A 25,899-nucleotide genomic window follows, 5' to 3' on the forward strand; every position below is an offset into this window, starting at 1 on the left:
ACTATCCGTTAGAGATTTAGGGGATCAAATGAAAAAGATATATCCGAAGCGTAGGCATGCGGCGTCTATGGCGGCGTTGTCCGTTGGAATCGGGCTGGTTCTGGTTTGCGGGCCCCATGATATTGGTGGGGAAAGTGCTCGGGCCGCAAGCTCGGCCTCGGTCCCTGAAAGCGGTGCGTCTGATACGGGCATGAGTTTTTCGGATGCAGATGCCGCAGAATCTGAAAACTACTGGACTCCGGATAAAATTGCGGCGGCAGTGCCCGCTGATGGGGTGACGGTCACGCCCCAGAAGCAAAGTCCGTCTCTCGGGGCTAGCGCGGTCACGAGTGTCTTCGAGCCCGTGTATTGGATCGGGCGACTTTACTACACCGCGGGCGGCATCGATTATTCTTGTACGGCGTCGTCCATCAAGTCAGACTCGAAGCTGGTCATAGCAACCGCCGGGCACTGCCTCTATCACAAGGGCGAATTTAGTACCAACCTCCGGTTCATTCCCGCTTGGGATGGGGCTAACAAGCCGCTTTTGACGTGGGGCGCCAACGACTATCAGGTCCCGAGAGCCTGGCGGTACCAGGAGGACCAGCAGCACGATGCAGGATTTGTTCAGCTAAAGCCGCAGCGATCCTGGCTCGGTGCCAAGCAATACCTGGCCGATAGGGCTGGCGCGACCGCTACCAATTTTGGTCTTGCAAAGACGGGGTTGCATTACGAAGCATTTGGTTACGAACAGGTCTCAGGATTCACGTCCCATCCTCTTCTGACCTGCTCGGGAAATGGGTACCGCCGTTTTTCCCAATTTTCACTTCTTAGTATAAATGACTGCGTCATGGTGGGCGGGGGCTCCGGTGGGCCTGTCTATCATGAATCAGGAAAGGGGGTCAATGGTACGCAGGTAGGGGTTGTGAGCTCCGTTATTCCTCAAGGGGAACATAGCATCATGACGTTTGCGCCCTGGGGGGATGCCGAATACCAGGTATTTCGAACAGTGGACGCCTGGGGGCGCTAGGGTCTTGCTCATATAGGCCATTCATGCATGCGGAGCGTGGCAGTGCTTTGGTACGGGGCTTGAGCACTTCCACGCTCGGCATCTGCCGGTAGGAGCAACGGAACGGGGCTCAGGCTCGACTGTGCCTGAGCCCCGCTGGTGTGTCGCTAGGCAGCTGCTGCTGCTCGGTAGGTGGCGTGAAGGGTGGCGGTCCACTGGGGGCCGAAGGCGGCGTGCGTGAACTGGTGGTAGGCGAAGGTGGTCATTCCGCGCTGGATGTCGCCGGAGTCATCGTCGGTGTTGACCCACGGGGATCCGCTGATGCCGGCGCGGAGGTCGGTCTCGATGCCTTCGATGGCGTAGTCCTTGTTCATCCAGGGGTTCGGCTCGACCGAGCTCTCGACGCTGATGGGCTTCGTGCCGTCGTGCCCGCCGTCGAGCGCGTAGCCGGTCGAACGGTAGTCATCGTCGTCCTCCTGTCCGGCAAAGCGGACGCCAGAGGCGCCGACATTGGAGGACAAGGTCGTACCCGCAGCTGCACCGACGGGTGCCTTGACCTGGAAGAAGGCCGTGTCGAAGTCGACCTGTCGACCCGTCACCCACTGCGACTGGACCGTGACAGCAGTCGCTGGCCAGATGCCCTTGGGGGCGGTCCCGTCGTACTGGGGTACGAAGACCAGGTCAGTGACGAATGCATCCTTGATGGCAGAGACGCAGCGGCCGGCCGTTGCGACGAGATTGCCGGAGTCGGATACGACCACGTTTCCAGTGCAGCGCTGGTCGATGCCGCCGCTGCGGAAGAACACGACGCCGAGGTGATCGTTCGCGGCGAAGCCTGGCACGGGCGTGGTTTCTGACACGTGCAGGGACGCTGCTCCGGGGGACGCGTCGCTGGTGCTCGTGGCGGTGAGTGCGCTGTCCTGGTCGTCGGCGGGTGGGTTCCCGTCGGCGGGGTCGGGATCGACGAAGGAGTTGGTGACGGCAGCGTGCATTCGGGCGCGTGACCATGTAGAGCCGGCAGCGGCGGTCTCGGTGCTCGAGATGGTGTGTCGGAGTGTGCCGGTGGGTTCCGCTGGGGTCGCTGCGGTCGCAGCCGCCGCACCTAGGAGGGTGAGGGCGAGCGTGGCACATGTTGCCGCGCCGATGAGGGTGGAGCCAGTGCGTGTAGCCATGTGAGCATCCTGTTCTCGCGAGTGGTTGATCGCTGATCAGCGAACAGCACACCATTGCCCTAAACGCTCCCCGATCGTGGGCGCCCTGCACATGTCATCAATGCAGGTGCATGGTCCGCCCGCCGGGGAAGCGTTGCGCCGTAAGGTCTCGCTAACCGCGACTGTCGCGGCCCCAGTGCTTTATCTAAGGACTCCCCGCCATGCCCCCTGTTCCCACGACCCAACGCCATCACCTCGTCACGAGACCCTGGGTGGTTGTGCTCGTCATCCTCGTCGCTGTCGGAGGCATCGCGACGGCGCCCGCTTCCTCGGCTCACGCTGCAGGGCTCCCCGCGCAGGGGTCATCGATCTCGACCTTGCCGGCCTTCCCGGCACCCACGTCGGTCAAGCCGCCGCGGGCGACGCCGTATGAAGTACCCGCCGGTCAAACCGTCGACTACGGCAACGCGGAGCTCAACGGGTCAACCTCTGGGCGTGGTGAGTTCCAGCAACCAGTCATCCTCGTCCACCCGGGAGGAACGGTGAAGAACGTGATCATCGGCTCGCTCGCAGCCGACGGCATCCACTGCGAAGCATCCTGCACCATCATCAACATGTGGTCCAGCCACGTCGGCGAGGACGCCGTGACCCTCCTCGACGGATCCCCGACGTCCTCCGTCGTCACCATCCAGGGCGGAGGCGTCCAGCACGCGTACGACAAGGTCGTGCAGATGGATGGGGCCGGCACTGTCCGGATCATGCACTTCGCCGCGTCCGACATCGGCTCCCTCGTGCGTTCCTGCGGTAACTGCCCGCACCAGTACCCGCGGCACATGGTGGTCAGCGACGTCTTCATCGACGGTGGCCGTTACAAGGTCGCCGGCGTCAACCAGAACTTCGGCGACACCGCCAAGCTCGACCACATCACCATCCGCGGAACACGCATGCAAGTCTGCGACAGGACCATCGGTGGCCGCGGCACGCCCGCCAAGGAGGTACCCGGCGGGAGCGGAGACCCCTACCCGGGCGTATGCGACTTCAGCTACGCCACCATCCTCTTCGAACACGGATGAGGTGACCCGAGTCCAGTCGCACAAGCCTCGGGTTGTGGGACGTCCCGCGAGCGGTTGGAGCTCGCTGCGGAGTGTCGCGGCCGCGAGTGTCCCGCAACCATGGGCCGCAAGGGGGTGCTCATTGTCGGTTGCGGGACATGTAGGACGTCTTGGGGAAGCTCATCGGGTACGCGCGGGTCTCGACCCGGTAGTAGAGCACGGGCCGATAGGTCGTCGACCTACTCGCGGCCGGCGTGCGGCGGGATGACCTGTGCGTGGATCACGGGGTGTCGGGCACCCGCGCGTTGCGGCCCTCACCCGACGGCCCCGCCACGGCTACCGTCTTACTTCGTGAACGAGTCCACAGTCTTGTACGTCGAGAGCTCAGCCTTTCCAAAGGGCGTAAAAGCAATGGCATCTCCATATGCCGTCTCTACGTTCCGGCCGATCACTCCGACCTGCGTGCCCCGGGGCTCTTCGGTCGACGCGTGGTACACGGGCCCTCCTGACATACCACCGACTGCCTTGCACCCGATCATGGCTAAGGACTGCTCATCGTGCAGCCGGTATGCCGGGCCGACGCACGTTGACAACGGCTTAGCCTGGAATCCGCCGCCGATGTTCCCGTACGCGAGGCTAAAGTAGTGCAGTTGGGGCTTAGCAAGCGAGAAATTCACCCTCAGGGCCGAGACGGTATCCGCCAATGACTTGGAGCCGATGGGCTGGACCTTGATGAAGCCCACGTCGTGGGAGTCGTCTGCGCGGACTCTCCACTCGGGGGTCACGCTGTAGAACTTCGCAATCCATGTCCCGTAGGGCATGTTCTTACCGTCCCAGCCGGGCACGAAGGTGACGCCGGTCGCGGTCTGGTCGTCGTTGAGGAGGCAGTGCCCCGCAGTGGCGACGAGGTAACCAGAGTCCGAATGGACTGCCGAAGCCGAGCACAGGCGGTCCAGCCCGCCCCTCTTGAAGGCGATCTTGCCGACCCATGCTGTTGCGGTGATGGAGCCCGACACGGAGTGCACGACGCCCGAGCCCGCATCCGACGCTCCGACGACAGACGCGGAGCCATCGTCGGGGATGGCTCGCTGCAACCGGTCCACGGTCCAGTAGTCCGAGGTGGACGTCATCTCCTCATCGGAGAAGGCTCGGCTGCCCAGGGAGGCGGCGGACACAGCGGAGACGTCAGGTGTCGCCGCCAGGGCTGGTGCCGCGGATAGCGCGCCGCCTTGGATCACCCCTCCGGCAGCGACGGAGGCCGTAGCGGCAGCGATCATCGTCAGAACGCGAACCGAACGCCGTCCTTGCTGTGACGATGATGCCCTCGGGCGAACGCGAGATATAGGGAGCTTGCGCATATTGACTTCCTTCTGTGATGTCGCGAACAAAGTGCTCTCATGAGCCGTGCGCGCGAACCTGAGGTGCTGACCATGACAGGCACGCGTCGACGCCGCGGATGCTGTCCCCAGACCGACGTCGCGGCGGACACACCCGGGCGTGCGAAGACTGCTATGAAACTACGGCGGAAGCCCGCCAGCCGTGCTCACGCCGTGATGGCGAAGCCTTCGCTCATAAGGGGCGAGCCTGGCTGTCTATGCGGCCAGGTGTCCGTCGGTGTGGTGCGGGTGCAGCGGCTGCGGGCAGCGGGCTGCCATCATCGTTCTGCTGGGATCGTGCGGGCCAGGTAGGACAAGGCCATCTCGCACTGCTCGGTCACGTCGGTCTTGTTCACGAGCTCGGACCCCTTCTGACGGCTGATGCCGAGGCGTCGGGACTTTTCCCCTTGCGACGGGCGTTGGGATGCTCGCCGCATCGCGGTGTACCGGCCCATCGATGCGATGGTGATTTGTCGGCGGAATTCGGCGGAGAGCGGCAATGCGTTCCCTAGCGAGGACGGCGATGCGCACGAGCTCGTCCCGGGGCGGCTACGGGGTGGGTCTGCGCGCTCAGGACGCCTGTGCCGCACGCGAGTGACCAAGCGGTACCCGTCGGCAGCGGCGGACGCGGCAGGCGTCAGGACCTTTGGCTACCCGCGCAGGGTGCTGCCCCCAGAGCGCGTCCTGGTCGATCGCGGCCGTCGTCGTCCACAGCTCCACAACTTGTGGGAGCCGGGCGGGATGCTCGACGACGTCGTGCGCGTCGACAGCCTCGCTCAGACGCGCAATGACCGTCGGCGCACAGCTCGGACGGCGCCTGCACCAGCGGAGCAACAGGGGCGTCCAGTGGCAGGCGATGGCGACATCCGACTTCACGATCCGCACCGCACGCATCCTGCTCCGCGAGAACCCGAGACTCGTCGTCGTCGACATCATGATCGTGATCCTCGGCATAGGCGACGCCGTCCGGTTCACCACACCCAACGCGTGGCGCGCGCAGCTCGCCGACCTGCAGCGGCACCTCGCATCCACTGTGACGATCCTCATCGCCGAGATACCTCCGCTAAAGCTTTCACCCGAGGTCCCGATGTCCATCGCCCACCGGGGCGGGCATCACGCGAACGTGCTCAACGTCGTCACTCGCGATGTGGTCGCGGACATCGATATGGCGCAGAGCGCGTTCCGTTCCCCACCGCCCTTGTCCACGACTTCGAGACGCCGGACGGGCACGGTACCTTCTACGGTCGCGTGTATCGCTCACGGGCAGCGGTCATGGCTGAGCAGATCGTCGTCCGGACGCTCTGACGAGACTGCCCCCGTTCCTCGACGCGGGGTAATGCAATCTGGCAATGTGGCGCTCGTGGAAGCGCATGTCGATTACGAACGCCTCATCGACGACGCCGTGCGACGGATCCGCTCGATGCTGCCACATCACACGATCGCGGAATGCCGCGACATCGTCGAGGACGAGCTCGCACAGATGCTTGCCGCGCGCGTGGACGAGCAAACGCGTCTTTGGTGCATCGACCGCTGAACCCCAGTGATCCCCGGCCCTCGCGATCCGCTGGACACACGACGGTTGCGCAACGGGAAAGGGCCGGACGCAGCCACCGTCGCTATGCGTGTAGGGATCCCCGATCGGGCACCCGCGGTAGGCGGGGGGGCCTTACGTCCGTGGTCGTGAACGTGATCTCTTGATCGGCGCGGGACGCTGCTGCCCGCGTGAGCAGATCCTCGTACTCCGGCCACTTGCGTGCCCGCCGGCCGAGACTTCGGCGACCGCCGGTTGAAGCTGACAGACAGAGAGATCGGCAATCCGCTCAGTTCATCGCAGCCGACAAGCCGGGCGCGCAGGTGGCCCGCGACCTTCGCATGTCGACATCAAGTCTCTACCCCCCCCGCCTCGCGGTTATCAGGGCGCTGGGGAGCCTGTTGGTGGGACGCCCGTCCAACACAGCAGTACCGGCGTGGGTGTGTGCCGCCGGCACCGGTTCAACGGTCCAGACGACCTCAGCGGGCGCTCGGTCGAGCGTTAGCGGCTGCTGGATGACGCCCCTCGGTATTTCGCGCACATCTGGTCACCATGAGCCGCGTGAGCACCCGACGGGTCCTTCGAGGAAATGCATGAGCTAGTTACCGCAGTGGCTGTTTCCGAGGTCAGGGAACTCAATGTAGAGGTACTTCAAGTGCCGAGTGTTGCAGCTCAATGAGACCGACCCGAGGGTGATGAACGCGACGGCGCCAATGCTCGCGAAGATGGCGGATGCGAGCAACCCGAACGCGCCAGCGACAATCGCCGCGATGCCTACCGCGGTGCCGCCTCCAAGGAGGGCTCCTCCTGTAGGGGCGGTGATTCTGACGGTCGCCCAGTGGTGGAAGAGGCGCTTGAACTTGTGCCAGAGCGATAGTTGTGTGCCGAGCGCCGCGTCGGGCGCTGCCGACCGCAGGATCTGCGGCTGACCTAGATCCGTGTCGGTACCCATCTGATCCCAGGCGGCAACGCTGCCAGTACTACGAAGCTGCTCAACCTCGGCCGTCATCCCTCGAGTCAAGGTCGCGCGGTCAAGAGCGGGCGCTCCCTGTGCGCGTCCGGCTATGCTTGCGTCGACGAGCTGGTCGACGGTGATGTGCCCGTCGACAACGTCCGGTATGAATGAGCCGTCCCGCACAGCGACGGCGATCGACTCTTCAGCGGCGTTCGCTGCCGGGGCTGCCGTCATGAGCGACCCGACGACGCTCAGCGTCGCGATCGTGGCTACTGCGGCCCAACTTGGACGACGGTGGTCCCAGGAAGTGGAAGAAGGGCTTGAGGAGACAAAAGACTTCATGGGAGCAGTCCAACCGTTCGAATCGGATAAGTACGTCTGTAAGGTACGAAGCGACCGCGAACGCCTGGCAGTTTTTCCACAGGCCGGCTGCCCGCTTCACTTCGCCTGTCCTGGCCGCCTAGTCTTACGGCTCGGCCGGAGGCCTAGAATCGTCGTCCACGAGGCCCCTGCTATGGAGCAGTGCCCGTACCGCCCACCTATGCCGCATGAGTCGCGGTCATCGCCCCGCTCCGCACGGATCCGCGGCTGACTCAACAAACCGCGGGCCGTGCGGTGCATCGAGGCCAGGTCCTTTTGGAGGTCGCGTGGGGGTCATCGGCATGGTTGCCGAGGTGGTCCGGGAAGGAATGCCCTACCGAGACGAGCAGTACAGGACCGGCGTGGCCGCTCGAGGCGCGAAGCGTGCGGCGAAGTCAGTCTCGTTCGGGAGGCAGGCGCCTCGCGGCAGCGACTCGTGATCGCCGCCCACGCCAGGGGAGGGCTAGTAGGCCGCCCTCTGCGGCCCCTGAGAAGTCACTCGGGAGACTCAACAGGACATGTATTGCTGGTTCGACGATCCGTTCGAACGGGTCAGCAGCCCTTAGCCGTTTGTCGGTCCAGTAGGCGAGCGTCGCGTTGGCCTCACCCTCGGGGGAGGTATGACGCCGGTCGTTGGTCTACGTTGAATCATGGACAGCCTCGTATTGACCATCCGAAACGATGCGTCTGCAGCGACTGTATGAAGCGGGGCCACGACTAGGCTGGACGTCAAAGCACAAACCGCAACCGCTAAGACGACTACGCGGACCTTACGGTGACGTTATGGTGCTGGAATACAACAGTGGCCGTTACATTCGATGGACCCATTCGGTGCATGGATAGGCATCTAACCTCGTAAAGGTAGGTGTGGCCGCCGAGCGGCGTAAGGAGAGGCGTCGGAGGAGGGAAGCACTTCATCCTGACCTCACCGGGCCATGTCGGTTGAGATCATCTACAGGGCGTCAGCGGCACCAAGGTGCGAAGATCTCAGTTCGTTCGTAGGAGTGTCACATCCGCTCCGTCGGTTGGATTGTTTACCGACGGGGTAGTTTTATCATCAAAACGTCACGCGGTCTATGCTGTTTTTTCGTAATGGTCTCACGCCGACCGGGGCTCGTATCTGTAGAGCGCTCGCTCGTGGCCTGTCTCGGGCGCTACGTTCTAGTTCATGTGGCGCATAGATAGGCCTTTGTTTGTGGCTGTAATCAGTGTCCTCAGCGTTCTCGCTTGCGGTGTCGCCGCCGCACCAGCCCAGGCTGTAGACCGCGTAGCTCGTGCTTCGTTGCCTGTACGGTCGGGTACTCATCTCATCTTCGGTGACAGACAAGTTCCTGCTCGATCGCCGGACTACGACTGCCCGGCTGGGGCTGTGCTGACGGGGTCGGGGATCCTCTCGCGAATCACCCCCATATCAACGTGCTGTCGGATATGCCGTTACCGCGAAGCATTGCGGTGGCCGTAGTGCGCATGTGTGCGTCGGTGACGTGCAAGTCGGCTCGGTGATTTGGGAATCGCCAGACGCCGACCTCTCGATTGTCCGAATCGAGCCCTTGTAGACGACCAGAATAAGTTGTTATCCGACTTCGGCCGGCATGCGCTGCACTCTCGTCAAGGACGACGAGCCTCGGACTAGCGGTGAAGTCTCCGCCGCGTGGAACCGATCAGGCCAGGAGTCCGCCGTGCAGGTAGTCGGAACAGAAATCCGGGCTGATTGAGAGATTTTCTGCACCAGCGGGGCAATAACGGGCATCTTGTGTTATTGGGTATCAGCCCCACCCCCGCGAGGGCTGGAAGTAGGAAGTCACCAAGTCGTGGCGGAAACCTTTTCAGCTGCAACGAGGCAAGGAGACTCAGGGGGGCAGCAGGGACATCAAAATAGTCGGTATTATATGCGGCGGTAGTTTACCAGGGTCAGGAGACGATATTTATATGCGCTCCCTCCTGATTTCTATGCGTTTCAGCAGCAACTGAACTACGTATCAGCGGCCGTCTCGGGCGCGCCGCGGCTCCGCATGATCGCTGCCGAGGTGAAGACCTCGCTCGTGGGGCCTCGACCAGGCGAGGGGCACGGAGGTCCTCTCGGCGGTGATAGGTTTCAGCAGTTCTGGGACGGGGGTGTATGGGCAGCGCATGACGACATGCCGCCCGAAGATGACGGTGAAGCCGAGCAGTTTCAATCCACAGCGGTGCCGCCATGCTTCGAGGCCCGCGCCTGCGCAGCCTCGTCGATGGAGCCTCGATACCGTTTCGTGACGTTAGGTGCCGTACCGTCGGACAACATCTCCATCTACGTACCGCGTGATATCACTCGGCGTCTCGGTAGGCCCGGCCAGCCGGATGCCCGAGAACCGGGACGTTCACTTGCTCGTTTGCTCGTTCGCTCGGGTGCCCGTGTACACGGGCACCCGAGCACATAACGTTCGACGCGGGCGCGACGGGCGCAGCGAAGCGTGCACTCATATCTATTGAGCGGACGGGGGCTTGTGAGATGCCGCTGAGTCGGTGGACGCGGTTATCGCCTATTTCGCGATGATATCGACGCGAATGAGGACTTTCATCCGCACCAAGCGTGCCAGTAGTCCGGGATGGGAATGTAGATACCACTATGGCCGCACTTGGAGGTAGCGATGAGAGAGAGTATCCCGCCCAGGGCGCCTCCGACCACGGCGCACGCTACGGGAGTCAAATAGAGCTGCGAGCAAGTCACAGAGCCGACAACACCCACGGCGGTGCCAACGATAGCTCTGACGGTTAGGCCACTAAGGTGAATCGTCGCATGGAAATGCCGGTTAAGCCACCTTCTAAAAGAGCCCCAGCTTTTTGTGTCCTGCAAATGCTGGTTGACGTCCTGTGGTCCCGATGCGGGACTCTTGGGCACGAATGTTACTTGCGGGGACGTCGGCGCCAGCTCGGCGTTTGTGCGTGCGTCGACAATGTTAGGTCCAGTCGGTGTACTGTGGTGAGACACGATGGAGTATGGAGTCGGATCAGCCCTGGTCTCGGCACGAGCGACGTCTGGGATGCCGACTACGAGCGAAACGGACAAAAGTACGATGAAAGTCAGGGCGATGGCCAGCGGGGAGCCGGCTGCTCGCATTGTGGGAAACGTGAGAGAAGAAGAAGATGCACGCACTGAGAGCCTCACTAATCAGCGAAAGGGTTCAGGAATTACTCCCCGGTGGCCCGGGGGCGGTTGCAGGGCGCATTGCAGCCCTGAGAAGGCGTAGGTACCAGTTGACGAGACGTTAGGCAATTGCCCGGTGCGGCGCGAAACCTGTCCACAGGTTCGCTTGTGCGGAAGCCGTGAAGTGCAACGAGGCGCGATGGCGGCAGGTCTTCGACCGAGCGCGGCTGATGAACACCTATCGTAGTCACGGGCGACGCTGATGCGGTGCTCGGTGACGACCTCGCTTTCGCGATCTTGGGGTGGTCGATGTCCGACCAATGAGACGCTCGGCCTCTAGCTCGGTTGCGAGGCCTCGGGGCGACACGACGGACTACGTGCACAGTTAGACGTACGCGGGTTACATCACGGGCGCCGTATATGACATAAGGTGCATTATCGGCGGCTGGAGTCACCGCGGAGCGGGCCGCTCAACGCGGCGTGCGTAACGGGACATCGAGCCGTCTGGTGCGGTCCGGGCAGTGCTGTAGGTCCGACTGGTGGGTACGTTGAGACATGGTCGAAAAGCGAGAAGACGTCGTGCACATGCTGTTCGTCGAGGGGGAAGAGATGTGGGAGCTCACCCTCACGACTTCTGACGGGGAGGACCATAAGGGCGAGCCGTTTCCTGCCTCCGGCACAGAGGGTTTTTCCAAGCTGCAGCAGGTCCTCTTTCGCATCGAGGCGATGGGCTACAGGGCAACGCGCACCCCGTACAGCAAGGTCCACGAGCGTCGCTACAGCTTGGACGTTGCTCCCCTCTGAGCCCTCTAGGGTCATCCACCCCTAGTGACGCCGAGACGCTCGGCCCCTGTTCCGGGGGTACTCACCTAGGCTGAATTGAGAGCCGCGCCTGTACGTTTCGACACATGGTGAAAAAGCCGATGAAGGCATCGTTGACTCCCTGACCCTCCGCTTCACGGGCGAGAACGAGGACGGCAGCCAACTACACGAGCTCCGAGCGTCACACGTCGCAGAGGTGCTCACGGGCCTCGTCGGGCTGTCCGGTGACTTCGCCAAGGCGGGCGCCTTCAACAGCGAAGGCATCGTTGACTCCGAGGTCCTCGTCCGGCCCGCGCAGGAGGGCTCGTTCCTCATCGAGGTGGTGCGAGTCGTCACAGAGAACTGGGAGGCGATTTCGACCGTCGCCGGCCCCCCGACGCTCACGCAAATCATCTTGTGGGCTACGAAGTCGGCGAGGGCGGACGTGGAGGAGTTCGAGCATCTCGGCAACGGCAACGTCAAGGTCAAGTGGCAGGACGGGACTGCTCAGGAGGTTCCGCTAGCCGCGTGGAAGGAGCTACAGAAGAACACTCCGAGGCGCAAGAGGCAGCTTCGGCAGATCCTGGCCCCCCTCAGCGACTCGCGTGTGTCGGCTGTCGACGTGGAGCGCCCTTCGTCGAAGGAGCTCGAGAAGCTCACTCCTGATGACGCGCCGGATGTGTTCGTTCTCACCAAGCCCGACTACGATGCCGTCAAGCCAGACGACAAGACCGATGAGCGAAGCGAGATCGTCAACGCTGAGGCGCAGATGACTGCCATCGACTTCGACGACTCGACCAAGTGGCGTGTGCGGGCAACCTTCGACGGGAAGACCCTCAAGCGATCGGCGACGGTCGAGGACGAGGACTTCCTGGGCCACGTGTCGAACGGGTTGGCCATCCGCAAGGAGGACATCTTCCAGATTCGCCTTCGCGTGGACACGTCGACGACAAACGGCCGTACGAGCACCAGATGGACTGTTCTGGAGGTGCTACAGCACAGGAGGGCATCAGGTGACGACGACTAGCAAGCCAGAGTCACATCGTCGGCTCGATGTTGCCCACCTCGTTCTCATGCTGGTCGGTCTCATCACCGGAGTCGCCGGCGCCGTCCTCGTCTCCGCCGGAGAGCTCAACGTCTTCTTCACCGTTCCATCGGTCGTGGCGGTCGTTTCCGGGGCGACTCGTCTGACCAAGCGCGAAGCGCCGCATCGGTAGTAACGGGGGCGTCGAGTGTGCCAGTGGGCTTATCTCCTCGGAGCCACGCAGGCTAGGCAATCCGCAGCTGCTCCCGCACCGCTCGGATCAGCCCGCACCAGTAGTCGTCCTCTCCCCCGAGCTCGGGCCGCTCGGACAACGGGCCCGCTGAGCGAAGCTGCGTGAACTCTGCTGCCGCAGGCGTTCGCCCGATGTTTAGGAACGGTTCGGCCGCCAGGTGCTCGAACTGGTGCACGGTCGCGTCGATCGAGAACAGCCCCGTCCCATCCGCTTCACGCCACTCGAGCCACGCGTGGCCGGATTTCTCTTGTCCAGGACGGCCCGCAGTCACTAGCGTCCACTGCCCCAAGCCGCGGTCCTCGAGGACCGCGGCGAGAGGGACTGCGATGTACTCGCAGTAGCCGCATGGGTACCTATTCCGAACGAATCGAGCTTCAAGAGGGTCAGTTGCAAAGACGGCCTGGGTCACCTCGTCTACGGTCCGGCGGACGGCTTCGAGGTCCACGGGGGTGATCAGGACGCGCGGATGTAGGCGGCGGTGGCCTCGCGGATGATCCGTGACTTGTTGTTGTGGCCCTGGCGCTTCGCGAGCGCCTCCACCTGCTCGTCGAGGGCCTTCGTGGCGCGCACCTTCCACATGGGTCCGGCCGGCTCCTCGGCGTCGAATCGCGGGCGGCCGAGGGCAACGGCCATCGCGTCGTCGAGGGTGTCGGTGCCCGTGGCGTCCATGAGCATGGCGCGGCCGGCGTTGGCGGCGGCGGCGCCATGCAAGTCCGTCCCGGGGATGGGTGTGAGCTCGCCGCGCTCGGCGCGAGCGGCGAGGTCGTTGTAGTCGGTCATGTCAGTTGCCTTCGTTGAGCAGGTGCCGGTACAGATCGCTGAGCAGCATGCCGTGGAAGAACGTGACCGGCCTCGGCGGCCGCATGGCGGCGATCACTTCGATGTAGCGATCGGTCTGCCCGTGCGGGTGTCTGACATAGACAGTGGTGATCTCGCCGGGGTGTCCGTCGATCTGCTTTGCACCCTCGGCGTGACCGATTGCGTACAGCGCATCAGCGTGTGGGATCCCGTGCTTGTCTGCGCTGCTCCTCCACTCAACTCCTACGCATAAAGCATTTCACAAAAAGCAGGCCACATCTAACGTCGAGATGATGGAGGCCGATCCGGTCGTACATCGAGGCGCCGCGGCTTCGTTCCGCTGCGCTCCACGAACCCGAGCCCTTGGCGGGGTGCGCTCATGAGGTGGCGGGTGCTGTGGCATCGTGATCGCGGGTCCTCGCCTGGTGATGGCGACGGTGCTGGCCGTGGAGCGGCGAAGGCTGAGACCGGCTGCGTCCTGTGGTTCTCGTTCGGGGCCGGCGTCACGGCTTCGACGATGACGATGACGATGACGACGACGGCTGGCGTGACGGGGAGTGAGAGCAGCAGGCGTGAGAGCTTGGTTTGATCAGGCAAAGGCGACGACTGACGGACGACGTGGGCTCGTGGTGCTACTGAGCTACCTGATCCTGATGCCTGCGACGCTCGCTGTGTCTGTGACTGGACTGCTCATCGGAGCGAAAACGCTGTCGAGCATCAGCGCTGTCTTCACCTTCGGGCTAGGAGTGATCACTGTCCCCGTAACCGCGATCGCACAGGGCTATCACCGCGCACCAGACGCGCTGTCATCATCAACGGGGGTCTGGCATCTTACGTCGCAGCTCTGGGACGTCGGGGACGCGCTCGGGAAGTTCCTGGCCGCGACGCCGACGAAGGCGCAGCACGTGGCCCTTGCCGTCGTCGTCGGCGCATGGAGGGCGCGATGAGCCGCAAGTCGTGGCGCAGCGTGTCGGCCCACGACGCCGCGTACCTCCGCCAGCTCGCCGCGTGAGGGTACACGCTCAGCGAGGTCGAGCAGATCGTCCCCGACGTCGACGACGCACGCCGTGCCCAGCGCGACGCGGACGACGCCGACGAGTCGGCCGTCGCCGTAGTGGGCACGACCGAGCCCGAAGCGGACACGGACGGCCCCGCACTGGACACGGCGGCCGTGGAGGACGGACCCGGGACCATCGCGGATCCCGCCCCGGCCGGGCGCCACGGCCGCCGCGAGCGGCCGGCGAGGGGCGATCCCCTCGCCCTCCCCCTCCCCGTAGACGGCGCGCAGCGCCTCAGCAGGCCTGAGCGTCACATCTGGATCAGGAGCCCGCCCGCGCGCTCAAGTACCCAGAACATGGCATCCAGGAATCCCACGACGATGGCGATCACGAGCTGCAGTACGCCCCCGACGATGCCCACGACCGTCCGCGCACGGATCCACAAGACGGCCAACACCACGGAGGCGAGCTAGGCGATCAGCACGACCGCGAAGCTGAGGCGGCTGTAAAGCTGCACGTAGTAGCGGAAGCGCTGGTCGATGTCGGGCATGCCAGTGAGGATATTCGCGAGGTGCTCGCGGTCGCGCCAATCGCCTAGGGGGTCGAGCGCCATGGGTATGAGCCGTTCTGCCTCGTCGCTTATCAACAGCTCGACTCATCGGCGCGCATCGGCGGCTCGGCCGGCGACTTTCCCGATCGTGCGGGCTAACGGTGCCGCGTCCTCGTCTGGTGCGCGGTCTGTGCACTGGGAGCGCGAGGACCGGCGCGGATCAGTAGCGTCCTCGATACCCATCGGGGACAGCGCGCCTCGTCCGGACCCTCATCAGCAGATGGCCCCGGCCGCCCTCAAACATGACGATAGGAGAACGCTCATGGCTCACGAATTAGAACCTGACAACGGTAGCTCCTTCAGCCGAAGGGGTTTTCTTACCGCCGCGGCCTCCATCGGCGCTGCGGTCGCCGTGCAGGCGACGGAGGAAGGGGGCGACGCAGCTCGTGCATCGACAGCGAACATTGATGTCGTCCGCCTGGTCCAGGGCATGTCGCTCGAGGATAAGGTCGCACAGTTGTTCGTCCTCGCGGTCTCCGGCCGTACGGCCGACACCGCAGACCCCGCGGCTGTGACGGCCAATCGCGCGGCTTACGGCGTCGCTACTCCGGCGGAAGTCGTCGCCCGGCACCGGCCTGGCGGCATCATCTACTTCGCCGGAGAGAAGGACAACCTCGTCGACCCGCGGCAGATCGCGCGGCTGTCCGGCGACTTGCAGCGTGCGTCACAGGGAGCGGGCCGAATCCCTCTCCTCGTCTCCACGGATCAAGAGCAGGGAGGCTATGTCGTGCGCGCTCCGTGCACGTTGCTTCCCGGACAGATGGGATTGGCCTCGAGCCCGAGTTCCTCTGCCGACGTTCGCGCGGTGGCGACCATCACGCGGGACGAGCTCCTCGCGATGGGCATCAACCAGGCCTTCGCGCCGGTGGTGGATGTGGCCTCCAACCCCGCAAACCCAATCATCCACGTGCGCTCCTTCGGGGACGATCCGGACCGGGTTGCTTCGCTCGCGCAGTCCCAGATCGGCACGTTCCAGAAGCGGCAGGGGATCGTGGCTGCGGCAAAGCACTTCCCCGGTCACGGCGCCACCGACACTGATAGCCACACCGGCCTTCCCGTAAACAACCGAAGCCGCTCGGAACTGGAGGACAACGACCTCCCGCCCTTCGCCGCGGCAATCAAGTCCGGCGTAGGCGTCATCATGTCCGCCCACATTGTCGTGCCGGCCCTCGACTCCAGCGGCGACCCGGCTACCCTGTCCTACCCCATCCTCACCGGAGTGCTCCGCCAAAAGCTCGGGTACGACGGTGTCGTCATCACGGATGCACTTGACATGGCGGGTGTACGACAGCGCTACAGCGATGCGCGCGTTCCCGTGCTGGCGATCAAGGCCGGAGTCGACCAGCTGCTCACGCCTCCAGACTTTTTCGCCGCACGCGACGGGGTCCTCGCGGCCATCCGTGCCGGCGAGCTCACGGAGGCGCGAATCGATGAGTCCGTGACCCGCATCCTGCGTCTCAAGCAGCGCTTTGGACTCCTCACCACAGCGAAGGTCCATGGCGACCCCTCTATCGTCCGGAGCGTGACGCACCTCGCGACCGCTGCGGAGGTCACCGATCGCACCATCACGGTCCTGAAGGACGACGACGGCCTCCTCCCTCTGCCAGCTCGACCCCGGAAGGTGCTGGTGACCGGTTGGGGCGCCGTCACCACCGCAAGCCTCGCCGACGTACTCACCGCTCATGGAGACACCACCACGCTCTCCACCACCGGCATCTCACCAGATGCGGCGACCGTCACGAGTGCAGCGACACTCGCAAAGCAGGTCGACCTCGTCGTAGTGTGTACGCGCAATCTGGGCGCTGACACGAGCTCCGGACAGTTGAGCCTCGTATCCGCGCTTATCGCGTCCGGTACCCCGGTCATCTCCGTCGCGGTGCTGGAGCCGTATGACATCGCTCACACTCCCCAGGTACGCACGCACCTCCTTACATACTCGTACGCGAAGAACGCCCTCGAAGCGTTGGGTCGTGTCCTCCACGGAGAAGTTGCGGGGACCAGCGTGCTGGCCGTGGACATCCCATTCAGCGACGGCACAGACGTGCTCTTTCCGCGGGGTTCGCACGTCAGGCGCACCCGCTCCTGATACCTAAGGCGTCCACCTGGACGCCCTCGCTCGACGACCAACGCGTCTCGGGCGCAAATCGACCGGGGTGTGGAGTCAGCACTCAGCGCGACCGGAGCGATCCGTTGCGCCCGCCGCTTCCCCACCGCTGAGAGAAGAGCTCGCCGGTTCTCCCGGGACAACCTCCGCACATACCGGGCCCCTCCGGGAGCTCAAGCCGCACGTCGTCGACTTAGTGCGTGGCCTGTCAATTAATGGGTAAGCGATACGCCGCGGTCAGAGTAGTAGTCTTAGTCACTTCTTTTCCCGAGCGGAAAGCGCGCAAACCACAAAACAAGTATCTATGTCTGTGCCCTGCCCGCAGGAAAAACGAAGCGGGGCTCAGACTCTGACTTCGCCTGAGCCCCGCTCGTGTGTGGGTCCCCGTTCGCGCGTCCCTAAGCGGCGGCTGCTCGGTAGGTGGCGTGAAGGGTGGCGGTCCACTGGGGGCCGAAGGCGGCGTGCGTGAACTGGTGGTAGGCGAAGGTGGTCATTCCGCGCTGGATGTCGCCGGAGTCATCGTCGGTGTTGACCCACGGGGATCCGCTGATGCCGGCGCGGAGGTCGGTTTCGATGCCTTCGATGGCGTAGTCCTTGTTCATCCAGGGGTTCGGCTCGACCGAGCTCTCGACGCTGATGGGCTTCGTGCCGTCGTGCCCGCCGTCGAGCGCGTAGCCGGTCGAACGGTAGTCATCGTCGTCCTCCTGTCCGGCAAAGCGGACGCCAGAGGCGCCGACATTGGAGGACAAGGTCGTACCCGCAGCTGCACCGACGGGTGCCTTGACCTGGAAGAAGGCCGTGTCGAAGTCGACCTGTCGACCCGTCACCCACTGCGACTGGACCGTGACAGCAGTCGCGGGCCAGATGCCCTTGGGGGCGGTCCCGTCGTACTGGGGTACGAAGACCAGGTCAGTGACGAATGCATCCTTGATGGCAGAGACGCAGCGGCCGGCCGTTGCGACGAGATTGCCGGAGTCGGATACGACCACGTTTCCAGTGCAGCGCTGGTCGATGCCGCGGCTGCGGAAGAACACGACGCCGAGGTGATCGTTCGCGGTGAAGCCTGGCACGGGCGTGGTTTCTGACACGTGCGGGGAAGCTGCTCCGGGGGACGCGTCGCTGGTGCTCGTGGCGGTGAGTGCGCTGTCCTGGTCGTCGGCGGGTGGGTTCCCGTCGGCGGGGTCGGGATCGACGAAGGAGTTGGTGACGGCAGCGTGCATTCGGGCGCGTGACCATGTAGAGCCGGCAGCGGCGGTCTCGGTGCTCGAGATGGTGTGTCGGAGTGTGCCGGTGGGTTCCGCTGTGGTTGCTGCGGTCGCAGCCCCCGCGCCCATGAGGGTGAGGGCGAGCGTGGCACATGTTGCCGCGCCGATGAGGGTGGAGCCAGTGCGTGTAGCCATGTGAGCATCCTGTTCTCGCGAGTCATTGAACGCTGATCAGCGAACAAGGCACCATGGCGTTAACCGCCCCCGGAGCGAGCGAAGTGCACACATGACCAGTTGAGGACGATAGTCCACCCACCAGGAAGGCATTGCGTTGTAACGTCTCGCCAACCGCGACCGTCGCGGCATGCGCACTTTATTAAAGGACTCTCCGCCATGCCCCCACTCCTCCCTGCCCAACGTCATCACCTAGCCACGAGACCCTGGGCGGTTGCGCTCGTCGTCCTCATCGCTATCGGAGGCGTCGCTGCTGTGCCCGCATCCTCGGCTCACGCAGCAGGGCTACCCGCGCAGGGATCAACCATCTCGACCCTCCCGGCGTTTCCCGCACCCACATCAGTCAAGCCGCCACGAGCAACCCCATACGAAGTGCCCGCGGGTCAAACCGTCGACTACAACAACGCGGAACTCAACGGTTCGACGTCAGGGCGTGGCGAGTTCCAGCAACCGGTCATCCTCGTCCACCCGGGAGGAACGGTGAAGAACGTGATCATCGGCTCGCTCGCAGCCGACGGCATCCACTGCGAAGCATCCTGCACCATCGAGAACATGTACTCGAGTCACGTCGGGGAGGACGCCGTGACCCTGCTCGACGGATCCCCGACGTCCTCCGTCGTCACCATCCAGGGCGGAGGCGTCCAGCATGCATACGACAAGGTCGTCCAGATGGATGGCGCCGGCACTGTCCGGATCTCGCACTTCGCCGCGTCCGACATCGGATCTCTTGTGCGTTCCTGCGGTAACTGCCCGCACCAGTACCCGCGGCACATGGTGGTCAGCGACGTCTTCATCGACGGTGGCCGTTACAAGGTCGCCGGCGTCAACCAGAACTTCGGCGACACCGCCAAGCTCGACCACATCACCATCCGCGGAACACGCATGCAAGTCTGCGACAGGACCATCGGTGGCCGCGGCACGCCCGCCAAGGAGGTACCCGGAGGGAGCGGAGACCCCTACGCGGGGGTGTGCGACTTCAGCTACGCCACCATCCTGTTCGAGCACGGATGAGGTGGTGCGGTCCGTGACCCCCAAGCCTTGGCCTGCAAGACGTCTCGTGAACGGCAGGAGCTCGCCACGAAGTACCGCGTCGTAGTGCGGCGACGGGATCCCGCGCCCCTCGAGCTGTCCGAGGCAGGGTTCCGTTCCTGGATGCGCCTGTGCAGCGCGACCCGATCGGACATCTCGAGTGGGGTATTGAGATGGCGATTGATCTGAGCGCGGAGACACGCATAGAGCGATACGACCGGGGGCAGGCCGCCGCCGAGCGTGCCCAGCAGCGCCAGACGGAGGCTGCTCGGGGGAGGGGGGCTGCGCGGTGGGGCGGTGATGACTCCCCGGAGCACCGGGCGTTCCTGGAGCAGGAGTGCGAGATCCGGGCGGCGGCATCTCGGCGCGGGCCGTGCCGGTCACGCTCCCAGACCAGCCCACGCCCCGTTCGTCGGACGCCGCCGCGGTGGCCGGGATAGACGAGCTCGTCACGGCCGCACTGCTCGGCGGCGGCCGCCGCCCGTCGGGCTTTCCGCCGGCCGTCCAGGATTTCCACGGCCGCGTGCTCCGACCGACGCGGATGCTCACCGGTCGCGGCTATGAGCTCGCCGCCGCCGACGCCGCCGCCGACGCCGCCGCCGCCGACGCTGCTCGCGGAGCGGGCGACGTCGTGCTCACCATCGCGGCCGGCACCGGCCGCATCACGTTCGCTCCCCCGGCCGAACTGCCAGCCGATGCCATCTGGCAGACCGGCACCGACGGCGCCGAGCACGCCGACGACGTGACCGTGCACGAGTACATCGGTCAAGTCGAGACGGCTGCCCGCAAACTACGTCGCATGCCTTGATCACGAAATCGATTACGCGTCAACGTGTCACGAGATTGTATTCTCTCTGCTCATGGAAAAACTGAGATAGCTTGATATACACCATCGTGCTCTGCTCTGTGAGACGATGAGGAACTTGATCGGTCATTATTCCGTATAGCATACCCGTATCCGGGTTAAATACAGGCCCTCCGGAATCGCCCGGAAGCAAAAAGTCAGTTGTGGAAGATGCTGCTTGGTCTCCGCTTCGAGGGTCCCTGAAACCCGGTGGCCAAGCACGAACGGATAGATTCCGCCAGTTCACCTGTACACCAGTGGTGCTACCGCTTGTAGCAAAAGCTTCATTCAGCCCGGGGTTATCGTACCCGATTACGGGTTGGGCATATATGCTCCGCATTCTCAGCGACGCGGTGAGCACCCGAGGAAGGGCGTTTGGCGTCCAGGTGGTCACCGGCAAGCAGTGGGGCGCGCCATGTGAAGAACTCCCACACGTGTACGACACGTGAACAATGGGATCAATTTTAATTAACGCTAGATCGACGTCATCAGATCTCCAATAAACCGTTCCGATGGGGGGAACATGACCGTGACGAGACTCGAGCTCGTTTCTAACAAATACCCTTTCCCCTATGCGCGCAACACAGTGATTAGCAGTCACTACGTATCTAGTCGCGCGCTCTTTTGCGAAGAACACTGCACTCCAACTATTTTTTTGTACCACAGCACCTGCAGTGCAATCGCCGCCGAACTCGAATTCAAGCTGCGAACCCGCAATTACTGGTCGTGTCTGCCTGGCGCCCTCGGTAGCGAACGCGCTCCAAACCGTAGAACTGGCGGCCATTAGCCCAAGAGCGATGGGAATGACAATAAAGTAAATACCGCGAAAATGCGTTTTTGACATTGAATCAAAATCTCCATAATGACCCGATATGGATCTAAAGCGTATCAAATTGCGTATACAATGGTGCACTTGCCTCTAAAGCACACTAGACGAACGCTAAACTTACAAAGGTCTTAATCCGAAGCGCTTTGTTTGTCCACAGACGGGGTGCTGAACGTCAGCGTGAAGACCGAAAACTACAGAGTGGTCGGGCGGAGCTCTCCGAGGAGTAGCCCTATCCGAGTCGATGCGGCACCGAGCGGCAGGGCGGGCGAGGGCGGGATCACGGGAGGTGCTGCAGCTGCTCGATCAGGCCCACAGGCGTATGTGTTGTTTCCACGCTCGTCTCGCGGGACCTGGTCGTGTCTTCAAGATCCTGTGGACCATCGTTCTTCTGGTTCCGGTCCTGAGTGTTGTGTTCGGGATGATCGTCAAGCCCGACGGATCTTTGCTGCCTCGAAGGCGACGCACACGGCCGCATTCGATGTGAGTCAAGGGGAACAGGTCAATAGGAAATGGCCCCCATGTACTGTCCGCAGCCTCTCGCAACCCTTGGCTTGTGAGACGTCTCGTGAGTCGAGGGGGAAGCGCTGACGATTCCCAGGGGGCGAATTGATGTACTTCAAGTAGGTGCTTGACTAAACCTACGCATCGTCGGTTGTGACACAGGTTGGTCGTCGTGAGGAAGCTCATCGGGTCTGCGCGGGTGTCGACGCGTCAGCAGGACACTGACCGACAGGCGACGGACCTCCTCGCGTCCGGCGATCGGCGCAATGACCTCTACGTCGATCACGGCGTCTTGGGAGCTCGCGCGTCCCGGCCGGTGTTCGATGAGGCGTTGCGCGCGCGGCACGACGGCGACACCCTCGCGATCACGACTCTCGACCGGCTGGGGCCGATGAACGCACAACATGCTCGTACTAGTAAAGGACCTGCCGGGGAGGGGAGCATCGCTTCGGGTGTTAAATCTTGGCGGGGGAGATTAGGACACGGCGACCCCGATGGGGTCGATGGTGTTCACCGTCATGGCGGCGCCGCCGCAGATAGAATTTCAGATCGAGCGGAAGCGGATCACGGACTCGCTGTCAAAGCGGCAGGCTGCGGGCGAGGACCTGGGCGGCCGGCGCCAGGCCTTCACCGACAGTCAAGTTGCGAACGCTGCCCGGCTGATTGATGCCGGCGAGCCGGCCACCCAGCTCGCGCGCGTCACGGGCATGTCCAGGGCGACGCTATACCCCCGACTTCCGGACATTCAGAAAGCCGAAGCAGCAGCCGCGATCCCGCGTTGGTAGGCCTCCGAGTATATCTCCATTAGCCCCCTTGCCCGGACCCTTCCGCCGGACCGGTCTTCTGAGATAGGCGGCTAACACGGATCGGAGGCGGGTGAGCGATGCTGGTAGACGTCCTCCGGACGTTCGTGCCCATTAGGTAACCGTGACCTGTATGAGTACCCGAGGGGTCGGTCATTCGAGGAAAGAGGTGAGCTAGTTACCGCAATGGCTGTTTCCAAGGTCAGGGAACTTGATGTAAAGGTACTTCAGATGCCGAGAATAGCAGCTTACTGCGACCGACCCGAGAGTGATGAATGCGACGGCGCCGATGCTTATGATGATCGCGGACGCGATCAGCCCGAACGCGCCCGCGACGATGGACGCGATACCCACCGCTGTGCCGCCGCCGAGGAGGGCACCTCCGGTAGGGGCGGTAATCCTGGCGGTTACCCAATGATGAAAAAAGTGCTTGAACTTGCGCCAGAACGATAGCTGCGTACCAGCCGCCGGGTTGGGGGCGGCGGTCGCTGCGGACTGCAGGATCACGGGTTGGCCCTGGTCCGTGTCGCTACCCAGCTGTCCCCAGCCGACAATGCTGCCAGTACTGCGGAGCTGCTCCACTTCGGCCGTCATTCCTTGAGGTAAGATGGCGCGGTCTAGAGTGGCGACTCCCTGCGCGTGTCCGGCGATACTTGCGTCGACGAGCTGGTCAACGCTGATGCGCCCGTCGACGACGTTCTGCAGAAACGAACCGTCACGCACAGCGTCGGCGATCGACTCTTCAGCGGCATTCGCTACCGGAGCCGCCGTCATGAGCGACCCGACGATGCTCAGTGTCGCAATCGTGGAGACTATGGCCCGACTTCGACGACGGTAGTCCCGGGAAGTGAAAGGAAAGGGTGAGGAGACAGAAGGTTTCATGGAACCATGCTCAATCGTCCGAATTGGATAAGTAAGCCCATAAGCTACGCGGCGGCCGCGAACCGTTGGCGGGTTTTACACAGGCTGCTTGCCCGGCACACCTCGCCTGTTCCGGCCGCCTGGTTCCACGGCTCAGCCCGGCCGGACGCCTACAGCGTCATCCGCGACACCGTCTCTACAGGCCTCTGCTCGATGCGGCCGACGTCGGCCTCCGGGTGCTCAACTTCGGCGGCGGCGGCGACGTCGGCACGTCCACGATCGTAGGCGCGATGGTACCTACCATAGTGGCCGCGCTCAGGCAAGCGAAGCGCGAGATCGAGACGACATGAGTCGTCGATTCCGTGGCCAAGCGTCGCGCGGTTGACCGCGACCTCGGCGGCCGTCGCCGAAGTTCGCGGACAGCCAGATGGTGGGCCCTTGACCTACAACCCGGTCGACAACAAATAGCGCAACGTCATCGAGCGCGGATTTGTCGGCTGAGGCAGTGGAGTGGCCGCGCGACCCGGTACGACAAGCTCGCGATCGTCTACTGCACTCCCGTCGTCCTCAACGCCGTCATCGCCTAGATAGGCCGTCTAAGAGACATGCCTTAGCGCCAAAGTCTGAATACCGTAGCTCCCGTCGGCGGTATAGGGCAGCGGCGTCCCGCTCGAGAGGTGCACGTCCGCGATCTTAAAGTCAGTCAAGACGTCTACGCACGCCCAGGAGTCCGGTGCGACTTGGAAGCACGACGGAGAACGCTTCCCGCGGCGATCGCTCCCTGCGCGCCACGATCGGTCAGTCCGACGTCCCCGAAAGCAGCGAAGGTACCGGTATGGCAGGTCCGCGACGGCCGAACGGGTAGGCCTCACCGACGGGACAGGTCGGAGCTGTGCAGAGACTCGGAGCACACGCGCCGAAGGCAGATAGCTTGTCCGATGACGAATCGTCTATCGAACAAACTTTGAGGAGGCCGCCGTGGCGGTTCAAGCATCGCACGCCGCACAAGCACGTCACACGCGCGGGGTTCTTCGCCGCCAAGCAGCTATCCTTCTTACTGTGGTGGCTGTTCTGACAGGAACGCTCAACTATGCCACGCCAGCGCAGGCAGTGACGATCCCTTCGAATCCAGACCGCATCCGCGAGCCGGTCGTAGCCGGCAGTAAGGTCAACACGCCCACCGGTTCGTGCACGGTCGGAGCCGTCCTCATTCCACGCAGCATCTATTCCCGCATCACGCCATACCAAAGAGCCACGCGATGGTTCGTCATCGCGAAGCACTGTGCACGCATGTATGCCCCCATTCACGTCGGCACGTCAATACTCGGTGACGTCGTCTGGCAATCTGCAACGTCGGATATCGAACTCGTCCGCGTCTCGCCGCGACCAGACCCTTCGCCGCTCATTTGTGTGGCGCATCACCCCAAGAACCCGGCGGTTTGTAGCCCGTTTCAGACCTTCACGGCACGAGCGGCCGGTCAAGTATTTATGACAGCACGAGGTCACGTGGCGCGCCTCCCCGTCACCGGTTCGGGAGCGGCGGACGACGATCGGTTCTGCACCAGTGGATGGTCAACCGGAGTACAGTGCATCTGGCATGGTGTGAGTATTCCGCCGAGAACACCGCTTTCGTATGAGCACCTGGTTGCAGGTGAATCGGGCCAGCTTCTGAATCTCGATCCGGGCGACTCAGGCGGACCTGTAGTAAACTATTCTGCCGAATTGCTGGGGATTATCTCCAGCGTCCTGCCCCGCACGACGCTCATGTTATACACACCAATGTCGCAGGTGCTATCCGAGCTCCACGATTATCAATTGGCCTCAGGGGATTGATCAGTTGTTATTGACGACGGGTGCATGGTGGGGACTGTAAGTGTTGGACGCAAACAACAAGCGGACGCTCACGCAGGTTCTTTAAACCTCCAGCAAGTAGAAGGTCACGTGAATGATCACCCTGTCTGAGATTAATGTCATCGTAAGCGCTGCGAGCACTAACATTATTAGATCATCGACGTCGCCGTAACTCATGCCGCGGCGCAGCAAGCGTGTCATCGGCATCCGGGAGCGCGCAAACCGCCGGTCTCTCGACGCGAGACAGCCTCCCTGTGGAGAGAAGAAGCGTGCTCCTCTCCACACCCGCGAAAGTTATCTGACGCTGCGCAATTGCCCATCGGTGTGTGGTTCAGCCCCTCGCCTCCGGTATCACCAGAAGGAAGAACGTTGCCCTACAATTCACAGCCGAAAGCGCAGGTCCGCCTCGTCCGAGCCGGACTCGTCTTCGTGACCTTGCTTTGCCTCCTCGTCGGTGGGGTCGCAGTCCCCACTTCGGCGAAGGCACCGGGCAATGAACCCGGACTTACGCCCCTGAAAGGCCCGCGAACGATTCAATTCGATGCCGTCTGGACAGGCCAGAACAGCGACATTGGATCAGTTCGCGTCTTTGGCCCCGGGCTGCCGGCGGGTGGCAC

At 63.3% G+C, this 25,899-nt stretch carries 20 protein-coding genes and 1 pseudogene; 11 read left to right on the forward strand and 10 right to left on the reverse strand.

All coding sequences use genetic code 11. The features are described from left to right. Positions 1 to 28 precede the first annotated feature (28 nt). Entirely contained in the window at positions 29 to 1,009 is a 981-nt protein-coding gene (locus K0V08_RS11145; protein ID WP_079535076.1) for a trypsin-like serine peptidase, read from the forward strand. 146 nt (positions 1,010 to 1,155) lie between these two features. On the opposite strand, the gene K0V08_RS11150 is transcribed toward K0V08_RS11145, so the two are convergent. Next, on the reverse strand, positions 1,156 to 2,160 hold the full coding sequence (locus K0V08_RS11150; RefSeq protein WP_172405412.1) for a hypothetical protein: 1,005 nt from the start codon (positions 2,158 to 2,160) through the stop codon (positions 1,156 to 1,158). A gap of 251 nt (positions 2,161 to 2,411) precedes the next feature. On the opposite strand from K0V08_RS11150, the gene K0V08_RS11155 reads away from it, so the two are divergent. Then, positions 2,412 to 3,212, forward strand: coding sequence for a pectate lyase (locus K0V08_RS11155; RefSeq protein WP_231689074.1), 801 nt, complete (start codon positions 2,412 to 2,414; stop codon positions 3,210 to 3,212). A gap of 323 nt (positions 3,213 to 3,535) precedes the next feature. Here K0V08_RS11155 and K0V08_RS11165 read toward each other — a convergent pair whose 3' ends face one another. Continuing rightward, the gene (locus K0V08_RS11165) at positions 3,536 to 4,321 is read right to left on the reverse strand and encodes a trypsin-like serine peptidase (protein ID WP_128517023.1); all 786 of its coding nucleotides are present in this window, start codon (positions 4,319 to 4,321) and stop codon (positions 3,536 to 3,538) included. A gap of 1,102 nt (positions 4,322 to 5,423) precedes the next feature. On the opposite strand from K0V08_RS11165, the gene K0V08_RS11170 reads away from it, so the two are divergent. Then, complete coding sequence (locus K0V08_RS11170) at positions 5,424 to 6,101, forward strand: SGNH/GDSL hydrolase family protein (protein ID WP_227266772.1); 678 nt, start codon at positions 5,424 to 5,426, stop codon at positions 6,099 to 6,101. A gap of 595 nt (positions 6,102 to 6,696) precedes the next feature. On the opposite strand, the gene K0V08_RS11175 is transcribed toward K0V08_RS11170, so the two are convergent. Then, a complete protein-coding gene (locus tag K0V08_RS11175) occupies positions 6,697 to 7,287 on the reverse strand; it encodes a hypothetical protein (RefSeq protein WP_043560319.1) in 591 nt (196 codons plus the stop codon). Positions 7,288 to 11,116: 3,829 nt separating this feature from the next. Here K0V08_RS11175 and K0V08_RS11180 point away from each other — a divergent pair. Both K0V08_RS11180 and K0V08_RS11185 read left to right on the forward strand, forming a co-directional pair. Further along, positions 11,117 to 11,341, forward strand: coding sequence for a hypothetical protein (locus tag K0V08_RS11180; protein WP_128517022.1), 225 nt, complete (start codon positions 11,117 to 11,119; stop codon positions 11,339 to 11,341). 139 nt (positions 11,342 to 11,480) lie between these two features. Then, positions 11,481 to 12,365 (forward strand): LAPAL motif-containing putative phage structural protein, encoded by an 885-nt coding sequence (locus K0V08_RS11185; protein ID WP_473700903.1) that lies wholly within the window; start codon positions 11,481 to 11,483, stop codon positions 12,363 to 12,365. 242 nt (positions 12,366 to 12,607) lie between these two features. On the opposite strand, the gene K0V08_RS11190 is transcribed toward K0V08_RS11185, so the two are convergent. Both K0V08_RS11190 and K0V08_RS11195 read right to left on the reverse strand, forming a co-directional pair. Further along, entirely contained in the window at positions 12,608 to 13,060 is a 453-nt protein-coding gene (locus K0V08_RS11190) for a hypothetical protein (protein WP_043560329.1), read from the reverse strand. An 8-nt stretch (positions 13,061 to 13,068) separates the two neighbouring features. Continuing rightward, a complete protein-coding gene (locus K0V08_RS11195; RefSeq protein ID WP_011931266.1) occupies positions 13,069 to 13,395 on the reverse strand; it encodes a ribbon-helix-helix protein, CopG family in 327 nt (108 codons plus the stop codon). 590 nt (positions 13,396 to 13,985) lie between these two features. On the opposite strand from K0V08_RS11195, the gene K0V08_RS11200 reads away from it, so the two are divergent. Further along, positions 13,986 to 14,360 carry a hypothetical protein gene (locus K0V08_RS11200; RefSeq protein WP_183130589.1) on the forward strand — a complete coding sequence of 125 codons (375 nt, stop codon included), beginning with the start codon at positions 13,986 to 13,988 and terminating at the stop codon, positions 14,358 to 14,360. Between the two features lie 361 nt (positions 14,361 to 14,721). Here K0V08_RS11200 and K0V08_RS11205 read toward each other — a convergent pair whose 3' ends face one another. Then, positions 14,722 to 14,871, reverse strand: a complete 150-nt coding sequence (locus tag K0V08_RS11205) for a hypothetical protein (RefSeq protein WP_158207684.1) — start codon at positions 14,869 to 14,871, stop codon at positions 14,722 to 14,724. Between the two features lie 9 nt (positions 14,872 to 14,880). After that, positions 14,881 to 15,024, reverse strand: a complete 144-nt coding sequence (locus K0V08_RS11210; protein ID WP_157444673.1) for a hypothetical protein — start codon at positions 15,022 to 15,024, stop codon at positions 14,881 to 14,883. Positions 15,025 to 15,283: 259 nt separating this feature from the next. On the opposite strand from K0V08_RS11210, the gene K0V08_RS11215 reads away from it, so the two are divergent. Next, complete coding sequence (locus K0V08_RS11215; protein ID WP_079535077.1) at positions 15,284 to 17,107, forward strand: glycoside hydrolase family 3 protein; 1,824 nt, start codon at positions 15,284 to 15,286, stop codon at positions 17,105 to 17,107. Positions 17,108 to 17,523: 416 nt separating this feature from the next. Here K0V08_RS11215 and K0V08_RS11220 read toward each other — a convergent pair whose 3' ends face one another. Further along, positions 17,524 to 18,525, reverse strand: a complete 1,002-nt coding sequence (locus K0V08_RS11220) for a hypothetical protein (RefSeq protein WP_172403662.1) — start codon at positions 18,523 to 18,525, stop codon at positions 17,524 to 17,526. 411 nt (positions 18,526 to 18,936) lie between these two features. Between K0V08_RS11220 and K0V08_RS11225 the strand changes: the two genes are divergently transcribed. Beyond that, positions 18,937 to 19,575, forward strand: a complete 639-nt coding sequence (locus K0V08_RS11225) for a pectate lyase (protein ID WP_232265382.1) — start codon at positions 18,937 to 18,939, stop codon at positions 19,573 to 19,575. 391 nt (positions 19,576 to 19,966) lie between these two features. Next, positions 19,967 to 20,401, forward strand: a complete 435-nt coding sequence (locus K0V08_RS11230; protein WP_228510934.1) for a hypothetical protein — start codon at positions 19,967 to 19,969, stop codon at positions 20,399 to 20,401. A 19-nt stretch (positions 20,402 to 20,420) separates the two neighbouring features. Here the strand turns inward: K0V08_RS11230 and K0V08_RS11235 are convergent, their stop codons facing one another. Then, positions 20,421 to 21,281, reverse strand: coding sequence for a trypsin-like peptidase domain-containing protein (locus K0V08_RS11235; RefSeq protein ID WP_011931271.1), 861 nt, complete (start codon positions 21,279 to 21,281; stop codon positions 20,421 to 20,423). A gap of 658 nt (positions 21,282 to 21,939) precedes the next feature. Between K0V08_RS11235 and K0V08_RS11240 the strand changes: the two are divergent. Further along, positions 21,940 to 22,552 (forward strand): annotated as a pseudogene (locus tag K0V08_RS11240) (recombinase family protein). 192 nt (positions 22,553 to 22,744) lie between these two features. Here the strand turns inward: K0V08_RS11240 and K0V08_RS11245 are convergent. Continuing rightward, the gene (locus K0V08_RS11245; protein ID WP_128517031.1) at positions 22,745 to 23,452 is read right to left on the reverse strand and encodes a hypothetical protein; all 708 of its coding nucleotides are present in this window, start codon (positions 23,450 to 23,452) and stop codon (positions 22,745 to 22,747) included. Between the two features lie 957 nt (positions 23,453 to 24,409). Here K0V08_RS11245 and K0V08_RS11255 point away from each other — a divergent pair. Continuing rightward, entirely contained in the window at positions 24,410 to 25,264 is an 855-nt protein-coding gene (locus tag K0V08_RS11255; RefSeq protein WP_011931272.1) for a chymotrypsin family serine protease, read from the forward strand. Positions 25,265 to 25,899: the final 635 nt, after the last annotated feature.

The sequence above is a fragment of the Clavibacter michiganensis genome, assembly GCF_021216655.1.
In the GTDB taxonomy this organism is placed as follows: domain Bacteria; phylum Actinomycetota; class Actinomycetes; order Actinomycetales; family Microbacteriaceae; genus Clavibacter; species Clavibacter michiganensis.

Bases quoted from the DNA above. Each gene is read 5' to 3' on its own strand.
- K0V08_RS11165 (WP_128517023.1), bottom strand. From the start codon at position 4,321: ATGACGTCCACCTCGGACTACTGGACCGTGGACCGGTTGCAGCGAGCC.
- K0V08_RS11235 (WP_011931271.1), bottom strand. From the start codon at position 21,281: ATGTCAAAAACGCATTTTCGCGGTATTTACTTTATTGTCATTCCCATC.
- K0V08_RS11170 (WP_227266772.1), top strand. From the start codon at position 5,424: ATGGCGACATCCGACTTCACGATCCGCACCGCACGCATCCTGCTCCGC.
- K0V08_RS11195 (WP_011931266.1), bottom strand. From the start codon at position 13,395: ATGACCGACTACAACGACCTCGCCGCTCGCGCCGAGCGCGGCGAGCTC.
- K0V08_RS11210 (WP_157444673.1), bottom strand. From the start codon at position 15,024: ATGGCGCTCGACCCCCTAGGCGATTGGCGCGACCGCGAGCACCTCGCG.
- K0V08_RS11215 (WP_079535077.1), top strand. From the start codon at position 15,284: ATGGCTCACGAATTAGAACCTGACAACGGTAGCTCCTTCAGCCGAAGG.
- K0V08_RS11220 (WP_172403662.1), bottom strand. From the start codon at position 18,525: ATGGCTACACGCACTGGCTCCACCCTCATCGGCGCGGCAACATGTGCC.
- K0V08_RS11245 (WP_128517031.1), bottom strand. From the start codon at position 23,452: ATGAAACCTTCTGTCTCCTCACCCTTTCCTTTCACTTCCCGGGACTAC.
- K0V08_RS11150 (WP_172405412.1), bottom strand. From the start codon at position 2,160: ATGGCTACACGCACTGGCTCCACCCTCATCGGCGCGGCAACATGTGCC.
- K0V08_RS11175 (WP_043560319.1), bottom strand. From the start codon at position 7,287: ATGACGGCAGCCCCGGCAGCGAACGCCGCTGAAGAGTCGATCGCCGTC.
- K0V08_RS11145 (WP_079535076.1), top strand. From the start codon at position 29: ATGAAAAAGATATATCCGAAGCGTAGGCATGCGGCGTCTATGGCGGCG.